Here is an 18,511-nt window from a genome sequence, read left to right as displayed (position 1 = left end):
TTCGGCTTTGCCGCAAAAGGATAGCCTGAGCCGATTCTCCTTGTTTTGCAAACCATGCTTTTCATATTTAGTTACCCGTGTTGCCGGGTTCTTCTTTGCAGCATAGCGTTTGCCTGCGTTTCTTCTTATAATAAAGGGAGAATCACTAATAGCAGGGAGAGATAGGAATGACGGCGGAAGCGTTTCTAGGACCGGAAGAATTCCATGAACGGATAACACGGCTGCAGCAGCGTATGCAGGCACAGGACATTTCGGGCTTTCTTGTGACGCAGCATGTGGATTTATATTACTTGACCGGTTCCATGCAGGCCGGCATGGCCTTTATTCCAGCAGACGGCCCGGCAACCTTCTATGTCAGGAGGAGTATCGCACGGGCACAATTGGAATCCTCTGTTCAAGTGGAGCCAATGCCTTCCATGCGTGTATTCGGGGCAGCCTTGAGGCAGCGGTATCCGTCGGTATTCGAAGCGGCTGATTCCCGGCGGATCGCCACAGAAATGGATGTTCTTCCAGCACAGGCCTATGCCCGGCTTGCAGCACAGCTGCAAGCTGAAGGTAACCATATGTCACTGATTGATGGCTCATCGCTCATCCGGCAGGTCCGGATGATCAAATCGGCATGGGAGGTCGGCCGGATTGAAGCCGCTGCGCAAGCGGTCGCGGAAGCGCTCCATAGCGCAGTAGGCGATCTGATTGAAGGGATGAGCGAGCTAGAACTGATGGCCCGGATCGAATATCAAATTCGCCTCCGCGGACATATGGGTATGATGCGTACGCGCAGCTACAATATGGAAATTATGACAGGGATGCTTGGCTCCGGAGAAGCGGCGGCTGAACCCAGCGCCTTCGACGGCCCTGCCGGCGGACGGGGGCTTGGCCCAGCCGCTCCGCAGAGTGTCAGCCTAAGGGTAATCAGACGAAATGAGCCGATTCTGATAGATGTCGGCTGCTGCATCGATGGTTACATTATCGACCAGACACGAACAGCGGTGATCGGTTCGCTGCCGGATGATATGGCTGCTGCATATAACCATTCGGAATCCATTATCCGGGAAACGGAACGTCTGATGGTGCCCGGTACGATCTGTGAAGCCCTCTATATCAGGGCGTTGGAACAAGCGGACGAATACGGTTTATCCGCTCATTTTATGGGCTACGGTTCTGATCAGGTGAAATTTCTGGGGCATGGGATTGGGCTGGAGGTCGATGAATGGCCTGTGTTGGCCCGCGGTTTTACCGATCCATTGAAAGCAGGAATGATCTTGGCGGTCGAACCGAAATTCACCTTTCCAGGACGTGGAGTCGTTGGAATTGAGAATAGCTACCTCGTTACAGAGAACGGTCCGCGTGCACTCACCAAGTCTCCTGAAGGGCTGATTATACTGTGATGGCGCTGGGAGAGAATTAAATAATTCTGAAGGAGTCTTGAAGGTTCTGACCTTTAAGGCTTTTTAGTTACCCTATAGGATTTATAAATTTCGCTGTTATATTTTTTTAGCCGCCAGTGGACAGCGAAACCATTATCTTCTTGTCTCATCTAAAGCTGCCGCAGTATACATGTTAACTGAGATATCTGACTTCACTTGATCGTTTGACTGTAGTTAATGTAGTTGACATTAGAACGTTCGTGCCGCTCTCCATGTGCTACAATGGGTTCTGAATTTGAATGTTTCAAAGGTATGAAAACCTTTACTTTTTAAAGAGAGCAGATGCAGCACACTATTTTAAAGTCATGCAATTCATCTGCCTGCCGGACGGAAAACATGCATGAGAGGGTGGTCAGGTACCGATCTGCCTGTTTATCAAGTTTCAAAGTCAAAAACCACAGTCAACATGGATCACGAAAGTGGAGGATGAGTGCATGTGATCAAACTTTCCGTGTTTACAGTTGCAACTCCGGATGTTACCCCTGAGGAGCTCTGCAAGGAAGCGGCGGCGGCGGGAATCGATGGAATAGAGTGGCGCTGCAAGGAAACTTCAGCTGAAACAGCTTTGGAGGAGCCCTCCTTTTGGGGCAATAACCGGTCAACCCTTTCGCCTGCCGCATCAGAAGCGGAGATTAGCCGCTTCAACGAGGCAGTGAAAAATCACGGTCGCACGACGCTTGCTCTTGCCCCCTATATCGGCTGCGGCGATCTGGCAGGCACGGAGCAGGTATTCAGGCTGGCCAAGCAGCTGGATGCATCGATGGTGCGCGTGGGAGTTCCCTCTTATAACCGCACGCTCAGCTATAACGAGCTGTTTACACAAGCCTCCGCTTATTTGCAGGAGGTTGAGGTGCTGGCAAGGGAGCATAACATCAAAGCTTTGGTGGAAACCCACCATCATACGATCGTACCCAGCGCATCGCTCACACACCGGCTTGTCAGCGGCTTCAATCCGGATCAAATCGGAGTTATCTACGATCCGGGGAATATGGTTTACGAAGGCTACGAGAACTATCGGCTAGGGCTTGAGCTGCTTGGCCCCTATCTTGCGCATGTGCATGTCAAGAATGCAGGCTGGCTTCCTGGCAGTGGTGATCATCCCAATTCTGCGGCTGCGGCCGGGACGAAGGAAGCCGAGGGAGACCCGCTAAGTCCCATCGACTGGTCCTGCAGCTGGAGGCCGGTCGCAAGCGGCGTTGTCCCTTGGAAGCAGGTGCTCGCCGACCTGCGGTTTGTGGGATATGACGGGTGGTTTGGCCTTGAGGATTTTAGCGGTACTTACGATACCAGAACTATGCTTGGCAAATACGCACTGCAAATGAATCAATGGATGGAGGAAATCAGATGAGCAAGCTTCGTTATGGAATTATCGGGATCGGGAACATGGGGTCGGGGCACGCCAATTTGCTGCAGGCCGGTAAAATTAAAGACGCCGTACTGACAGCTGTTTGCGACGGATTCGAGTCCAAACGCGACTGGGCCAGAGAGCATCTGCAAGGTGTGAGCGTTTTTGAAGATTCAACGGCAATGATCGATTCCGGTCTTGTGGATGCGGTTATCGTGGCGACTCCGCATTACGATCATCCTTCGGAAGCGGTCAAGGCTTTTGGCAAAGGCATGCATGTTCTGATCGAAAAGCCTGCAGGCGTCTATGTCAAGCAGGTGCGTGAAATGAACGAAACTGCCGCGAAGAGCGGCAAAAAATTCGGTATCGTCTACAACCAGCGGATGAATCCGCTCTATCAAAAGCTCCGCGAATTGATCTCCTCCGGAGAGCTCGGGGAAATCCGCCGGACCAACTGGATCATTACGAACTGGTACCGGTCGCAGGCTTATTACGATTCCGGAACCTGGCGTGCGACCTGGGGCGGCGAGGGCGGCGGCGTTCTGATCAATCAATGCCCCCATCAGCTTGATCTGTGGCAGTGGACCATCGGCATGATGCCAACGCGAATTCGCGCATTCTGCCAGATGGGCAAGCACCGCGATATCGAGGTGGAGAATGATGTGACGGCCTACGCGGAATATGAGAACGGCGCTACAGGCGTCTTTATTACGGCAACGTCGGAGGCTCCGGGCACCAACCGGCTGGAGGTATCAGGCGACCGCGGCAAAATCGTCATCGAGGACGGCAAAATGACCTTCTGGCGGCTTCGTGAATCGGAGACCGAATTCAATAAACGCAATACCAGCTCCTTCGGTTCGCCGGAAGTCTGGAAGTTCGAAATCCCCGCTCAAGGTCCGAGCCCGGAGCATGCCGGCATCCTTCAGAATTTCACGGATGCGGTACTGCATGGAGCGCAGCTGGTTGCCCCCGGTGAAGAAGGAATTGACGGGCTGACGATTTCCAATGCCATGCATCTATCCACCTGGCTGGACGGCTGGGTCGATCTTCCATTTGACGAGAATCTGCATGAGGCCGAGCTGAATAAGCGTATCGCGGAGTCCAGCTTCCAGAAGCAGGCCAGTGCGGAGACAGCCAAGCCTGCCGATCTCAGCGGAACATTTTAATCCATCTACCGTAATCCGCCGTATTTAATCTCGCTTTACGTTCCATCCCATTGGACAAAATCAAGCTGAGGAGTGTTTGCCATTATGAAGAAAAGCCAAATAGCCGCTCAATTATATACACTGCGTGATTTTGCAAAAACCGCCGAGGATCTGGATGCATCGCTCAAAAAGGTCAAGGAGATCGGGTATCAGGCCGTGCAGGTATCCGGTATTGGCCCCATTGATCCGGAAGCTGTCCGGGAAATGTGCCAGCGTTATGGTTTGACGATTTGTGCGACTCATGTTTCCTATGATCGTCTGCTCAATGATATCGACGCTGTTATTAAAGAGCATCAGGCCTGGAACTGCCGTTATGTCGGACTTGGATCAATGCCTTCCGAGTTCAGAACCGGCCTGGCAGGCTATCAGGATATGGCCCGTACTCTGTCCGGTATCGGCGCGAAGCTGTCCGAGGCGGGTCTTGAGCTGATTTATCATAATCATAAGTTTGAATTTGAGAAATTTGAGGGCAAGCCCGGTCTTGGCTGGCTGCTGGATTCAACAGACGCTGCGCATGTCGGCTTTGAACTGGATACGTACTGGGTTCAAGCAGGAGGAGCCGATCCGGTGAAATGGGTCCGCAAGGTTGAGGGACGGATGAAGGTCGTTCATTTGAAGGATATGGCGATCGTGAATGACAAGCAGGTGTTTGCGGAGATTGGCGAGGGCAATATGGACTGGCCGGCCGTTATTGAGGCTTGCAGAGAGACCGGCGTAGAGTGGTATGTGGTGGAACAGGATACATGTCCGGGGGATCCGTTTGAAAGCCTGGCGATCAGCTATCGAGCACTCAGCAATTGGGCCAACTAAGAAAGGGAGTGAGCAGCCATGTCTTCCGCTAACCGACAAGATGGAATGAATTATGCCCCGGTATCGGCCGTGAAGCCGAAGCCGGTTTGCCAGGCGGGGGAATTTGTGTTTGCCGCCATGGCACTGGATCACGGACATATATACGGTCAAACGAACGGTCTGCTCGAAGCTGGCGGGACACTGAAATGGGTCTATGATGCCGATCCTGCCAAGGTGGAACAGTTCATCAAGACCTACCCGCAGGCACAGGCAGCTTCTTCTCCGGAAGTTATTCTGGAAGATCCGGAAGTAAGACTTGTCGCTGCTGCTGCAATTCCGTCTGAGCGCGCTGCGCTCGGCATGCGGGTGATGGATCACGGCAAGGACTATTTTACGGACAAGACACCCTTCACCACCCTGGAGCAAATTGCTGCAGCAAGGGACAAGGTGGCCACAACGGGGCGCAAATATATGGTCTATTACAGTGAGCGGCTGCATGTCGAAAGTGCGGTCTATGCCGGCAAGCTGATTCAGGAAGGGGCCATCGGCCGTGTGCTGCAGGTGATAGGAACCGGACCGCACAGGCTGAACAAGGCGTCCCGGCCGGACTGGTTTTTCCGCAAGCAGCAGTACGGCGGCATTCTGTGCGATATCGGAAGCCATCAGATTGAGCAGTTTTTGTTTTTTGCCGGCTGCAAGGATGCCAAGGTGGTCCACAGCAAGGTAGCCAACTATAATAATCCGGATGTTCCGGAGCTTGAGGATTTTGGCGATGCCACATTGATTGGCGATAACGGGGCAACCAATTATTTTCGTGTAGACTGGTTTACGCCGGATGGTCTTGGGACATGGGGAGATGGAAGAACGATCATCCTCGGTACAAACGGCTTTATCGAGCTTCGCAAATATATCGATATCGCACGTGACAAGCAGGGGGATCATGTTTATCTGGTCAATGGAGAAGGGGAACGCCATTATGCGGTTTCCGGACAGGTTGGTTTTCCATTCTTCGGGGAGCTTATTCTTGACTGCCTGAACCGGACGGAGAATGCCATGACGCAGGAGCATGCGTTCAAGGCTGCCGAGCTTTGCGTTGCTGCTCAAAATATGGCTGTGCGCATAGAGTAGCGGTTCGTGATACACTCTTCATATAAGATGCTGCAACAGGTCTTATATGAAGGGGGTTTTTTTGTGTTGGCACTCTCATCAGCGCCTTGGCTGCTGCCGATTGATTTTGGCTATCGGGTGGATAACCCTATACCGGATGTGCAGTTTCATTCTCATAGTTATTTTGAAATTTACTATTTTCTGGAGGGGGATTGCAATTACCTGATCGGTGATAAAATCATGAGGCTGCAGCCTGGTGATCTTATTCTGCTGCATGGGATGACGCTGCATCGCCCTAATCCTGCTCCCGATAAGCCTTATATCCGTACCATTATCCATTTTGATCCCGCTTACGTGCATAAATTGCTGCAGCCTGAACTTGCGTCCCTGCTGCTGAAGCCCTTTGAAGAGTTGGGGAATATTCGAATTTCACTTTCAGCGCAGGAACAGAGGGAGATGGAGCGCTTGTATGCGGATATGTATGCCTTGTATGAAATCAAGGGCCATCAACGTTCTATTACAGCGTATGACCGGTTTGTCATGCGGTTCCTGGAGCTGCTGCATATGATTCGCGGCTGGTGCAGCCAGCCGGTGAAGGATTATGAGCATCGGTCATACAAGGAGCATCACGTTCAGGGCGTTATCTCCTATTTGGAGAGCTGCTACATGAATGTTGATTTGACACTTGACGATATTGCCGGCGCCCTGCATTTAACCAAGCCCTACCTGTCCAACTTGTTCAAGGAAGTCACAGGGACAACGGTGTTTAAATACTTATATAACAGGCGGATTAATCAGGCTAAAATTCTCTTCAGGCTGGAGCCCGGGCATTCGGTGTCCGAGGTATGCCATTCGGTCGGGTTTACTCATTTGGCGCATTTCAGCCGGTTATTCAAGGCTGCTGTCGGCAGCAGCCCGGAGTCGTACCGCAAAGAAATCGCCATGAGCGTGCGGGCTTGAAGGCTTTTTTGAAAGTTCAATAAAGTTTAAAACCTGCCCCATCCTTTTTATGAATATCCTTAATGTTCCCATGGGTGCAGTCTCTATTGGACTTCTCTTCTTTTTTTTAGTAGGATAGATATTAAATTGAAGGTTACTAGAGACTGAGGTGGAGCAGATGCATAAGCTTGGGATTAGAATTGTAATCGTATCGGACTCATTTGAACAGAGCCTCCCAGTCGGGGAGTATGGATATATAATCGCTTATGACCGGAATGCGGATAATGCGTTTGACTATATTATTCGTGTGCCCAAGGCCAATCGTAACTTTTTTATTCCTGCTGCCGACATTGAGCTGGAAGAAGTGCTTTACCAGCAGGAGGCTGAGCGTGTCGAACGCGAGGCGCTGATTGATTTCGCTTTGGCAACCCATAACGAAAGCCTGTTCCGGCGGTTGATGAATGGCGAAGAGGCCGAAGTAGAGGAAGAGACCACTGCGAATGAAGTGCAAAGCCGTGATGATTTTATCCGCCAGGTTAATTTGAAAGCTTGGATATAAGAACGAAGAGAGCCTCCGGCTGAAGGAGGCTCTTTTTGCAGCTTTTCGGGGGTTTTTTGAACAAAAGCAAACACTGCATGTCTGAACAGATTCAATCCATCTTACCCAGCTGCTGCACTATTGGTTGCGGTCTCGCTTGTTTTGGCTTTATCGGTTTTAGCCTTTTCGGTTTTGACCTTGCCGGCTGCATGGCCATGGCCATCCGGCCGCGGGCCTTTGTCGCCTCTGCCAAAGCCTTTGCCGTTTATGATATCTTCGGCTCTTGCCGCCGCGTTCGCAATCATTTTATCGGCCTGCTCCTGGGTGATTTTGCCGTCTGTCAGCTGTTTATTGATTTTCTCAACGAACGCGGCTTTTTGCGCATCGATCAAGGTCTGCACATCCACGCTTTTTTCTGCCGCCAGATCAGTGATCGATTTTCCGCCTTTTAGCGAGGTCATCAGCTCGTCATTGGTCAGGCCCAGCGCTGTCGCGATAGGGCTTAGATCCCGCTCCATGCCGAACTTGCCTCCAGGGCGGACTCCGCTTCCGGGCTGGTCCTTTAGTTTGCCGTCAAGGACCTTGTCCAGGTTTTCAGTGAACTTCTGCTTTTGTTCTTCCTGCTTCTTCGTAAAAGCGTCCGTGAGCGCTGCTTTTAGCGCGTCCCGCGTTACACCTTGCTCCTCGGCAATCTCACTAAGCGTTTTGCCTTCCTTAATTTTCGTTTGCAGCGCCGTTTTATCGAGCTTCAGCAGATCGAGCACGGATTGGTCAAGCATTCCGCCCGCCCCGCCTTTGAATTCCGGCCTTGGACCTCTTCCGAAATCACCGTCGGCCGGTCTTGTTTGTGCTGCAGTATCTGTGCCTGTTGATGAGGCTCCTGTGTTAGTTGTGGCAGCATAAGCGCTGAGCGGTATCATAACCGCCAGGGCAGCCGTAATTCCGACTGCTTTCATGACTTTCTTCATATTACTTCCTCCTTACAGTTTTTGGTTCATGCCCAGCCAAGTTAGTAATGGCTGCAGAGTTCATTATGTACATCTAACCTTAATTGGAAATGAAATGAATGTAAAAACAACCTTAACGCAATATGAAGCTTTCTTCATATTGATATCCTGGCAAGGCAATTGCGGCGAAGGCGTCAAGCATCAGCGAATCCATTGAGTTTGGGCTGTGTCATACGCTATAATAGAAAGAATGTGAGCAATAGGACCATAAAAGGAGGGGCGCGCCCCATGAGCATTACGCTGAAAGACGTCGAGCATGTCGCCAATTTGGCCAGGCTGGAGCTGTCTGCGCAGGAGAAGGAGCAGTTCACCGGGCAAATGAACGCGATTTTGAAATACGCGGAAAAGCTGAATGAGCTCAATACCGACAATGTTGAGCCGACCAGCCATGTGCTTCCTGTCATTAATGTAATGAGGGAAGATGTAGTGAAGCCATCCGTTAGTGTAGAGACCGCATTAAAAAACGCGCCGGACGATGAAGATGGACAATTTAAAGTGCCGGCGGTACTCGAATAAAATGACCAGGGCGCCGCATATGCGTACGGCAAGAGAATGCGGCCAATGATGAGGGGAGGAACGACTGTTGGCACTTTTTGATCAACGCCTACAGGAAATACATAATCAACTAACCGGAAAAGAGCTGTCTGTCCGCGAGCTGGTGGATGCGTCCTACCAGAGGATCGCACAGACGGATGCTTCCATACAGGCATTCCTGACCCTTAATGAGGAAGAAGCGCGCAGATCTGCTGATGAGCTGGACAAGCAGCTGCAGGGCGGCGGAGAACGCGGACTCCTGTTCGGGCTGCCGGCAGGAATTAAGGATAATATCGTAACCGAAGGATTGCTCACGACGTGCGCCAGTCAATTTCTGAGCAATTATGATCCCATTTACGATGCGACGGCTGTGAAGAAGCTTAAAGCTGCGCAAACCGTTACGATCGGCAAGCTGAATATGGATGAATTCGCCATGGGAGGCTCGAATGAAAATTCCAGCTTCTATCCGACGAGAAATCCATGGAATACGGACCATGTTCCCGGGGGATCCAGCGGCGGCTCCGCAGCTTCGGTTGCCTCGGGACAGGTATACTTCTCGCTGGGCTCCGATACAGGCGGATCAATCCGTCAGCCAGCCGCCTACTGCGGGATTGTCGGTCTTAAGCCGACGTATGGACTGGTTTCGCGTTTCGGGCTTGTTGCCTTTGCTTCGTCATTGGATCAAATCGGTCCGCTGACGAAGAACGTCGAGGATTCGGCGTATGTCCTGCAGGCTATCGCAGCCTACGATCCGTCTGACTCAACCTCGGCCAAAGTGGACATACCGGATTACGTAGGCCAGTTGAGCGGAGACGTAAAAGGGCTGCGCATCGGTGTTCCCAAGGAATATTTGGGAGCAGGCATAGATCCGAAGGTGAAGGAAGCTGTTCTGGCGGCCCTCAAGCAGTTCGAGAGCCTTGGCGCAACGTGGGAGGAAGTTTCCCTTCCGCATACGGAATACGCTGTGGCAACCTACTATCTGCTGGCTTCATCGGAGGCTTCATCCAACCTGGCCCGCTTTGACGGCGTACGCTATGGGGTGCGGACCGATAATCCGGACAATCTGGTGGATTTGTACCGCAAGTCGCGCAGCCAGGGCTTCGGGCCTGAAGTAAAGCGCCGCATCATGCTTGGAACCTATGCGCTCAGCTCCGGCTATTATGACGCCTATTATTTGAAAGCGCAGAAGGTGCGTACGCTGATCAAGCAGGATTTTGACAAGGTGTTTGAGAACTACGATCTCGTTATCGGACCAACAGCTCCAACGCCTGCATTCCGCATCGGCGAGCAGGTTGGCGATCCGCTAACGATGTATTTGAACGATATATGTACGATACCGGTCAGCTTGGCCGGCATTCCGGCTATCAGCGTGCCTTGCGGCTTCGCGGACGGGCTGCCGATCGGGCTGCAAATCATAGGCAAAGCGTTCGATGAGAGCACGGTGCTCCGCGCCGCGCATGCCTACGAGCAGCATACGGATCATCACAAACAGCGTCCGCCGCTATAAAGCAGCGTAGTATAGGAAGCAGGAGGGGCTTAGGAATGTACGAACCAAACAAATATGAAACAGTAGTTGGGCTGGAGGTGCACGTAGAGCTGCACACGAAGACGAAAATCTTCTGCGGCTGCTCCACATCATTCGGCGCCCCGCCGAATACCCATACCTGTCCGGTCTGTCTCGGACATCCCGGTGTGCTGCCGGTGCTCAACCGCCAGGCACTGGAATATGCGATGAAAGCAGCGATGGCGCTCAACTGCCGGATTGCCGACATAAGCAAATTCGACCGCAAGAACTATTTCTACCCGGATTCGCCAAAAGCATATCAAATTTCCCAGTTCGACCAGCCGGTCGGCGAACATGGATGGATTGATATTGAAGTGAATGGCAAGACCAAGCGCATCGGCATTACCCGTCTTCATTTGGAAGAGGATGCCGGCAAGCTGACTCACGTCGATGGCGGCTTTGCCTCTTTGGTAGACTTCAACCGCGTCGGTACGCCGCTTGTAGAGATCGTCTCCGAGCCGGATATCCGTACGCCTGAGGAAGCGAAAGCTTATTTGGAGAAGCTGAAGGCCATTATGCTCTATTGCGATGTATCCGACGTGAAGATGGAGGAAGGCTCGCTGCGCTGCGATGCCAACATCAGTATCCGTCCTTACGACCAGAAGGAATTCGGCACGAGAGCGGAGCTGAAGAACATGAACTCGTTCCGCGGCGTTCAGCGCGGGCTGGAATATGAGCAGATGCGCCAGGCCGATGTGCTTGACAACGGCGGCAAAGTCGTCCAGGAGACGCGGCGCTGGGACGAAGCCCAGGGGAAAACCTTCACCATGCGGAGCAAAGAAGAAGCGCATGATTACCGGTATTTCCCGGATCCTGACCTGGTCCAAATGCATATCGATGAAGAGTGGAAAGAGCGCGTCCGCGCTTCGATTCCGGAGCTTCCGGATGCCCGGAAGGCACGGTACACAGCGGAGTACGGACTGCCGTCCTACGATGCCGAGGTGATTACTTCCTCCAAGAAGGTTGCCGATTTCTTTGAGGAAAGCCTTGTTTATACCAAGGATGCCAAAGCGGTCGCAAACTGGATTATGGGGGATCTGCTTGGGTACCTGAATGCCAATGGGCTGGAGCTGGACGGGGTGAAAATCACAGGCCAAGGGCTTGGCGAGATGATTGGGCTTATGGAAAAGGGTACGATCAGCAGCAAAATCGCCAAAACCGTCTTCAAAGCGATGCTGGAGAGCGGAAAACGCCCGCAGCAGATCGTTGAGGAGCAGGGACTCGTCCAAATCAGCGACGAAGGCGCGATTGCCGAAGTGGTTAACCGGATCGTTGAAGCGAATCCGCAATCTGTCGAGGATTTCAAGGCAGGCAAGGATAAAGCAATCGGCTTCCTTGTTGGTCAAGTCATGAAAGAAACCAAAGGTAAAGCGAACCCGGCGCTTGTCAACAAGCTGCTGCAGGAGCGGTTAAATCAATAATGTTAAGGCAGGGCCGAACAGGGTCCTGCTTTTTTATTTAAGATTTTGAAATAAATGCGCTGGGATAGCCCTCTGTTTGAATTCAAATTGCCGGGAGGGATGGCAGTTGTTACTTCGTAGCTGGGCAATTGTTTCAAATCTCACCAAATAGAATATGTTACAATATAGGTTATTATAAGAAAAGCAGGAAAGTATGAGATGCTCTAAAGGAAAGCCATGAGTCAAGGACAGGAGGCGGTGCCAAGATGCAAACAGATAATAAAAACCCTTATCGAAAACTGGCGCCGTTGTTCGCATTTCTCATCCCGGGAGCGGGACATCTGGCACTTGGCCTGCATCTGAGAGGGCTGCTGCTGCTGACAGGCACGCTGACAGACATCGTGGCCATGATTCGATTCGCGGATGACAGCGGAGGCAAATTTGCGCTGCTGCTTGTGTATCTGGGCATGGCGCTTCCTTTATTTTGGTTTTTCAGCGTATTTGACACCCTTCAGCAATCCGTCAAGCTGCGTAACCCGGTTGAGGGGCAGCTTCAGGAGCCGCAGCGTTCAGGGGCGCTTGCCTGGTTTCAGGGCGTTGCGATCATTGCAGTGGGCATGCTTTTGCTGGGGCTGGTACGTGCTCCTTCGATGCTGATTCCATGGGTTGATGCGGTTGGGACCTTTGCGCCGGGCATTGGTCTTATTGTGCTTGCAGCCGTGCTGGCGCTCAGGAAGCGGCAAGAGGTGTTCAAAATGGGCCGGATTACCGCAGCGATTGTTATCATTGTCGTAGGCGGCATGCTTTTGTCCGATCAATTCCGCGGAAGAAACGATATTGAGCTGCTTGGACAATGGTGGCCGGCCGTTTTTATTTTATTGGGGATCGAAGTCGTAATTTTGAGCCTGGTTCCCCGAAGAGGCGGCAGGCGTCTGTCCTTTGACATTGGCGGTACCTTTCTGGCCTTGATCATTGCGGTCACAGCCTATGGCATCACGCATTATTCCGCCATGCCGTTCAGCTGGCTGGATAATTTTAAGGTCAATATATCAGGGATGAACGGCTACGGCGAAGAAAAAGGCTTCAAATACGAGAAGGAAATACTTGCCGTTCCCATAAACGAGGAAACCTCGTCCATCTCCATTAATAATCACAACGGGAAGGTTTTGCTTAAAAAAGGAAAGGTCAGTGAATTAACCATTGAGACTGTGGTTTGGGTTGATATGGAGGATAAGCAGCAAGCCGATCAAGTAGCGGAGAATTCCAATGTGGAGATAAGCGGTGACAGCAAGCTGAAAATTGATGCAAAAGGCCAGACATTCGGAGATAATGGGGCACTAGCGCCAAGAATGAATCTTACAATAACGATTCCGGAGGATTCACATATTGGTCAACTGCCGATACAAACCGTAGAACCGCCTTCTGACGAAAATTCTGAAACTTCAGCGCTTGATGACTCGTCTATAATAGAGAGCAATGAGCAGCAATCATTGAATAACATTATAGGAGATATCCCTCCTTTTTCTGAAATGGACGGCACCCGGAGTAATACAGCCCTCCTACCGGATCGTTCGATATTGGAAAATCAGCAATCTGCTGATCCGCCGAATGATGAAGAGAACGATAAAGGAGCAGATTCTGACACCAAAGCGGTTCAAACCGAGATCAGCATTCAAGTCGATAATGGTTCGGTTGATGTTACCGGGCTGGTTCTTCCTGGCGGACTGGTCGTCAAGCTGACGATTGGTGAAATCGTGATTGCAGATGTAACGGGTCCAATCAATGCCGAGACGAGGAATGGCGGCATAAATGTAACGGACAGCTATGGGCTCCTTCAACTCCAAACCTACAACGGCGCGGTCAAAGCAGAGCGGATTCATGGAGATGTGGAAAGCACCACCCTCAGTGGCAATATCGATCTTGGTCATATTACAGGCTATATCGATGCCGGAACCAAAAATGGAGGAATCACCATCAATGAAGCCGAAGCCGCGGTCAAAGCCGATACGCTTAATGGCGATATACTGATCCACAGTTCAACCGTTGGTGGAAACTGGAATATTGACAGTTCCATTGGCATTATTAATATTTTTATCCCCACTGATGGCGATTATTCAGTGAACGGCTCGGTTACCTTCGGGAATGTTTCCACAGATCTGCCGCTGGATGCCAAGGAAAAAACAATAACCGGCGACATCGGCGAAGCGACCTATCGGATTAATATTGATGCAAACAGCAGCATAGAAATAAATCACTATACCCCTTAATTTGATCCCCTGTTCATTGACAAAATGAAAAGCAAGCACGTACAATGGTTCTAACGAAGCAGAAAGGACGTGAAGGGCATGGGCACGACCGTTGAGCAAGCACTGGAACAGCTGAAAAGTACCGGCGTACGTATGACCCCCCAGCGTCATGCGATCTTGAGTTTTCTGATGGCTTCCATTACACATCCGACAGCTGATGAGATTTACAAATCACTCTCACCCGCTTATCCGAGTATGAGCGTAGCGACGATATACAACAATTTGCGTTTGTTTGTTGATGCCGGGCTCGTGCGGGAGCTGACCTACGGCGACGACTCAAGTCGGTTTGACGCTGATTTATCCGAACATTATCATGCCATTTGCCGCTCCTGCGGAAAAATTGTTGATTTTGATTACCCGCCATTGACCGAAGTAGAGGAAGCAGCCTCCAGGGAAACGGGTTTTCGGGTTGAAGGGCATCGTATGGAAATTTATGGGCAATGCTCCGATTGCTGCAAGCCTGCGAATTAACACATTATATTGGAAATAAAGTCTTCTTCATAACATGCGGCTCTTCAGCCGATTATTTATCGTGTCATAACGTGCAGGGGTAGAGACAACTCGCCTTACTGCACGTTTTTATTTGATTTTTATATATACCGGCAGGAGGGAATCATAAACGTGGAAACGGTTAGGATCCGCACTCGAAGGCGGCGTGATGGCGGCTCGCTGAGATGGCTTGTACTCATTAGCGGAATATTGGCAGCAGGGATTGGGATGTGGTTCGGATGGCAGCGTTTTGTGCCGAACAGCGAGGAAATCAAGCCGGATTACGGTTCACCTAATCCGATTATATATAAGGGACAGGTCATGGGGGCAGGTGCTGTTGTCGATGGAGATGCCGTCAAATTGCCATTGCCCTTCATTCAAGAAAATCTCGGACTCAAGGAAGCTGTATATTACGAAGAGAAAACCGGTTCCATTGTGCTTACCAATACGGATAAGGTATTGCGCCTCAGGACAAATGTGTTGACGGCAACCATCAACAGCAAGCCTTACGATATGAGAGTAGCAGCGGAACTGAAGGATAAGCTGGTTTATATTCCAATAACTCCATTAGAAGAGCTTTACGGCATAAAAGTGGAATATAACAAAGATACCGGTGTCGTCACTGTTTTGCGCGCCGGTGATGCTGTTCAACGGGCAGTAGCCGAAGAGGTTACGGAAATTCGGAATGAACCCACGATTCGAGCTCCCATTGTGCAGCATCTTCCGGCACAAGGTGATGTCCGTTTGTGGGATGAGGAGAAGGGCTGGTACCGGGCTCAAAGCGAGAATGGAATTATCGGATATGTAGCCAAGAAGGATGTTTCGCTCACAGAAGTGGAGAAAACGGAACAGATAAAAGCCGAGGAGCCCTTTGTTGCTTGGAAGGTCGTCGGCAGTAAAGTCAATATGACCTGGGAAGCGGTCTATCAGAAAACGCCCAATCCTGCCAATATTCCGGACATGCCTGGCGTTAATGTCGTCAGTCCATCGTGGTTTGAATTATTGAATGGAGAGGGGCAAATTCAAAGCAAGGCTGATCCCGTATATGTGGACTGGGCCCATAAGAAAGGGATGCAGGTATGGGCCTTATTCAGCAACGGATTTGAAGCGGAGCGGACAACCAAAGCGCTTTCGAGCGCGGATACTCGCTTCAAGATGATTCAGCAGCTGCTCGCCTACGCCCAAATGTACAAGCTGCAAGGCATCAATCTGGACTTCGAGAGTGTGGCGACAGTCGATAAAGCCAATCTCGTTCAATTTGTCCGGGAACTGACCCCCTTGCTTCACGAGGAGGGAGTTGTGGTTTCGATCGATGTAACTCCCAAATCCAATAGTGAGCTGTGGTCGCTATTTCTCGATCGTGCTGCGCTGGGCAAAGTCGTTGACTATATGATGGTTATGGCTTATGACGAGCATTGGGCTTCAAGTCCAACATCGGGATCAGTCGCTTCCCTTCCTTGGGTGGAGCAATCGCTTGCCCGTATCCTGGAAGAGGATAAGGTTCCACCAGGCAAGGTGGTTCTGGGAATGCCGCTCTATGCGCGTGTCTGGTCAGAAACCAAAGACAAGAGCGGAGCTGTCAAAGTAAGCTCCAAGGCGCTTGGAATGGAAGCTGTACAAAAAATCATTGCTGAGCGCAAGCTGAAGCCAGTACTGGATGGCAAAACGGGACAGCATTATGTGGAATATACGGAAGATGGCGCATTGAAGCGGATCTGGATCGAAGATGCGTTATCGGTACAGGCCCGTGTCGCACTGGCGAAGAAATATAATCTGGCTGGTGTAGCGACCTGGCAAAGAGCCTTTCAGTCAGATGATATATGGCATGTCATTCATCAATCCTTAACAAAACTGCCTTAATTACCTCATAATATGCATGCACATAAAAAGACACGCCCCGATCACGGCTGCAGCCGTGATCGGGCGTGTCTTTGCGATTTAAGGTTGAGGCTGCTCAGGTGCTTCATCAAATTCGCTTGGCATATGCGTGGCTTTATCCGGATCAAGAGTAATCATCGTTTTGCAAAACATGCAGCGATCGGTTTTACCGAGCATCTTGGTCTGTCTTCCGCATTCCGGGCAAGTCAAAATGACAGCGCTTGTCGACAGCATGCCGGCCCAGAAGTAAATGCCGACGCTGACGAGCATCGCGATCATGCCGATAACCATAAAAACCCCTGCAAATATTTTGCCGGCTTGTCCCCAAAATACAATACCGGCCGTCCCCAGAATCATAAGACCCATCCCGATTAAGGTTAGTAATAGTCCCCAAAGCCTAAACTCATTAATTTTACTGGATTTTGCAAACATATTTCAGATCCTTTCTCGCACTTTTAGCACGATTTCTCACGAACAGGCAGGAAACCGGACAGGTATTGTCGAACATAATTAAACGTGCGAAATCATTATAGCTCAAATAGAGGTTTGAAGCTATACGGGGGATAGACGTGGAGCGTATAAAAGAACATTTCAAAACCTGGTTCGAGCAGGATAAGCGCTTACTCAGCTTGCTTGCCATCGACAATCCGTTTCCGTATAACCCGCTTATTGACGGCCTTGATCTGCTGTTGCTTGCCGTCCTGACAGAGACATCGCCATCCGGGGAAGCGTCTCATGTCAGCTATGAAGGGGAACGTGTACAAATTCGCACAGTCAGCCCTGCTGTTCTGGAGCAATGGCTCTCAGGCGGAGAGAACCGCAGTATCATACAATGGCTCGTTCGGGGGGATATCCTGTTGGATCGAGACAACTATTTGCTGCAAATCAGGGAAACCATATTGGATTTTCCAGCTTCGCTGCGGGAGAGGAAGCAGCTGGTCGAATTTTCTGGCTTCATTCGTACCTATCTTCAGGCAAAGCAGGACCTGAAAGACAATAATATGCTTGATGCATACGGTCATATCTTATCAGCGCTTCACCATTGGGCACATATCGCACTAATAGAAGCGGGGATTCATCCGGAGCTTACCGTATGGAGGCAGATGCGTCGGTTTAACCCCGGCATTTATAAGCTTTATGAAGAATTGACCATCAGTCCGGAGACATTGGAACAGCGTGTGAAGCTGGTTTTGTTGGCTTGCGAATTCTCTGTTATGAACAAAATGAAATCATGCTGTGAGCTGTTGTTCACCATTCTGATGAGCCGTGAGGAACCATGGAGTGTCATGGATCTTCAGCTTCATCCACTGCTCACTGATTTGCATATCGATTTATCGCTGCTGCTTCAAAAGCTGGTCAAACGCGGATATATCCGCGAAGTCGCAGTTTTACCGCCCTCCGGCGATATTGATGCATTGGAGCTACGCTACCGTTGCGAAGCGGCCAAGTAGAAGTTCCCCATCAACACTAAATGAATGAAGAACGCCCATTATGAGAGGACGTTCTTTTTTATTCTGTCATGCGCGTGGAACGACACTTTAAAGTGGCCTTATCCAGGAGAATAGTTGCCATGAGAAATCTATTGACTTGTTAAAGCCATCTATGATAAATTATTTATTATCGCCTCCGGAACAACTTTTTTGGTTGGATGGAGCAGCAAAAATTAAAATAAAAAAAGTACTTGCAATGAGTTAGGCGGATGTGATATATTAATCAAGTCGCCGCTGAAGCGAACGACGAGAGCTTACGAAGCAGAAAAGCCTTGCGGCGCCTGCAAGAAGAAGCATTTGTTCTTTGAAAACTGAACAATGAGCGACCTGTCAAACAGGTTTTAAAGAATGAGCTGTTTTAGCTTATCTGTAAGTTATGAGGTCTTCGGATCTCTTTTATGGAGAGTTTGATCCTGGCTCAGGACGAACGCTGGCGGCGTGCCTAATACATGCAAGTCGAGCGGATTTCGTTGAAAGCTTGCTTTCAACGGGG

At 50.6% G+C, this 18,511-nt stretch carries 16 protein-coding genes and 1 rRNA gene; 15 read left to right on the top strand and 2 right to left on the bottom strand.

What is annotated here, in order from left to right:
- Positions 1-167 precede the first annotated feature (167 nt).
- The 7 genes from AC0YOA_RS35035 to AC0YOA_RS35005 all read left to right on the top strand — a co-directional run bounded on the left by AC0YOA_RS35035 (position 168) and on the right by AC0YOA_RS35005 (position 7,371).
- Complete coding sequence (locus AC0YOA_RS35035) at positions 168-1,388, top strand: M24 family metallopeptidase (RefSeq protein ID WP_475790516.1); 1,221 nt, start codon at positions 168-170, stop codon at positions 1,386-1,388.
- A 478-nt stretch (positions 1,389-1,866) separates the two neighbouring features.
- Positions 1,867-2,775 (top strand): sugar phosphate isomerase/epimerase family protein, encoded by a 909-nt coding sequence (locus tag AC0YOA_RS35030; RefSeq protein ID WP_475790574.1) that lies wholly within the window; start codon positions 1,867-1,869, stop codon positions 2,773-2,775.
- Positions 2,772-3,938: a Gfo/Idh/MocA family protein gene (locus AC0YOA_RS35025; RefSeq protein ID WP_475790515.1), complete on the top strand. Its 1,167-nt coding sequence runs from the start codon at positions 2,772-2,774 to the stop codon at positions 3,936-3,938. Before AC0YOA_RS35030 ends, AC0YOA_RS35025 begins: the two co-directional genes overlap by 4 nt.
- An 84-nt stretch (positions 3,939-4,022) precedes the next feature.
- The gene (locus AC0YOA_RS35020; RefSeq protein ID WP_475790514.1) at positions 4,023-4,787 is read left to right on the top strand and encodes a sugar phosphate isomerase/epimerase family protein; all 765 of its coding nucleotides are present in this window, start codon (positions 4,023-4,025) and stop codon (positions 4,785-4,787) included.
- 18 nt (positions 4,788-4,805) lie between these two features.
- Entirely contained in the window at positions 4,806-5,894 is a 1,089-nt protein-coding gene (locus tag AC0YOA_RS35015; RefSeq protein ID WP_475790513.1) for a Gfo/Idh/MocA family protein, read from the top strand.
- Between the two features lie 63 nt (positions 5,895-5,957).
- Positions 5,958-6,833, top strand: a complete 876-nt coding sequence (locus AC0YOA_RS35010; RefSeq protein WP_475790512.1) for an AraC family transcriptional regulator — start codon at positions 5,958-5,960, stop codon at positions 6,831-6,833.
- Positions 6,834-6,990: 157 nt separating this feature from the next.
- Positions 6,991-7,371, top strand: coding sequence for an ATPase (locus tag AC0YOA_RS35005; protein WP_475790511.1), 381 nt, complete (start codon positions 6,991-6,993; stop codon positions 7,369-7,371).
- 101 nt (positions 7,372-7,472) lie between these two features.
- Here the strand turns inward: AC0YOA_RS35005 and AC0YOA_RS35000 are convergent, their stop codons facing one another.
- Positions 7,473-8,318 carry a hypothetical protein gene (locus AC0YOA_RS35000; protein WP_475790510.1) on the bottom strand — a complete coding sequence of 282 codons (846 nt, stop codon included), beginning with the start codon at positions 8,316-8,318 and terminating at the stop codon, positions 7,473-7,475.
- Between the two features lie 267 nt (positions 8,319-8,585).
- Here AC0YOA_RS35000 and gatC point away from each other — a divergent pair, with 267 nt between their 5' ends.
- The 6 genes from gatC to AC0YOA_RS34970 all read left to right on the top strand — a co-directional run bounded on the left by gatC (position 8,586) and on the right by AC0YOA_RS34970 (position 16,510).
- Positions 8,586-8,873, top strand: coding sequence for an Asp-tRNA(Asn)/Glu-tRNA(Gln) amidotransferase subunit GatC (gene gatC / locus AC0YOA_RS34995; RefSeq protein WP_210046125.1), 288 nt, complete (start codon positions 8,586-8,588; stop codon positions 8,871-8,873).
- 67 nt (positions 8,874-8,940) lie between these two features.
- Complete coding sequence (gene gatA, locus AC0YOA_RS34990) at positions 8,941-10,398, top strand: Asp-tRNA(Asn)/Glu-tRNA(Gln) amidotransferase subunit GatA (RefSeq protein ID WP_475790509.1); 1,458 nt, start codon at positions 8,941-8,943, stop codon at positions 10,396-10,398.
- A 35-nt stretch (positions 10,399-10,433) separates the two neighbouring features.
- On the top strand, positions 10,434-11,876 hold the full coding sequence (gatB, locus tag AC0YOA_RS34985) for an Asp-tRNA(Asn)/Glu-tRNA(Gln) amidotransferase subunit GatB (protein WP_475790508.1): 1,443 nt from the start codon (positions 10,434-10,436) through the stop codon (positions 11,874-11,876).
- Positions 11,877-12,121: 245 nt separating this feature from the next.
- On the top strand, positions 12,122-14,122 hold the full coding sequence (locus tag AC0YOA_RS34980; protein ID WP_475790507.1) for a DUF4097 family beta strand repeat-containing protein: 2,001 nt from the start codon (positions 12,122-12,124) through the stop codon (positions 14,120-14,122).
- A 78-nt stretch (positions 14,123-14,200) separates the two neighbouring features.
- A complete protein-coding gene (locus tag AC0YOA_RS34975; RefSeq protein ID WP_475790506.1) occupies positions 14,201-14,632 on the top strand; it encodes a Fur family transcriptional regulator in 432 nt (143 codons plus the stop codon).
- Positions 14,633-14,782: 150 nt separating this feature from the next.
- A complete protein-coding gene (locus AC0YOA_RS34970) occupies positions 14,783-16,510 on the top strand; it encodes a glycosyl hydrolase family 18 protein (protein WP_475790505.1) in 1,728 nt (575 codons plus the stop codon).
- 78 nt (positions 16,511-16,588) lie between these two features.
- Here AC0YOA_RS34970 and AC0YOA_RS34965 read toward each other — a convergent pair whose 3' ends face one another.
- Complete coding sequence (locus AC0YOA_RS34965) at positions 16,589-16,960, bottom strand: YgzB family protein (protein WP_210046131.1); 372 nt, start codon at positions 16,958-16,960, stop codon at positions 16,589-16,591.
- A 137-nt stretch (positions 16,961-17,097) separates the two neighbouring features.
- On the opposite strand from AC0YOA_RS34965, the gene AC0YOA_RS34960 reads away from it, so the two are divergent.
- Both AC0YOA_RS34960 and AC0YOA_RS34955 read left to right on the top strand, forming a co-directional pair.
- Complete coding sequence (locus AC0YOA_RS34960; RefSeq protein WP_475790504.1) at positions 17,098-17,979, top strand: nucleotidyltransferase-like protein; 882 nt, start codon at positions 17,098-17,100, stop codon at positions 17,977-17,979.
- A 434-nt stretch (positions 17,980-18,413) separates the two neighbouring features.
- Positions 18,414-18,511, top strand: a 16S ribosomal RNA gene (locus tag AC0YOA_RS34955); the annotation flags it as partial.

The organism is Paenibacillus sp. JT22N12 (assembly GCF_056269365.1).
Note: the sequence above shows the minus strand (reverse complement) of the source record. Positions and strands in the feature narration are given on the sequence as shown.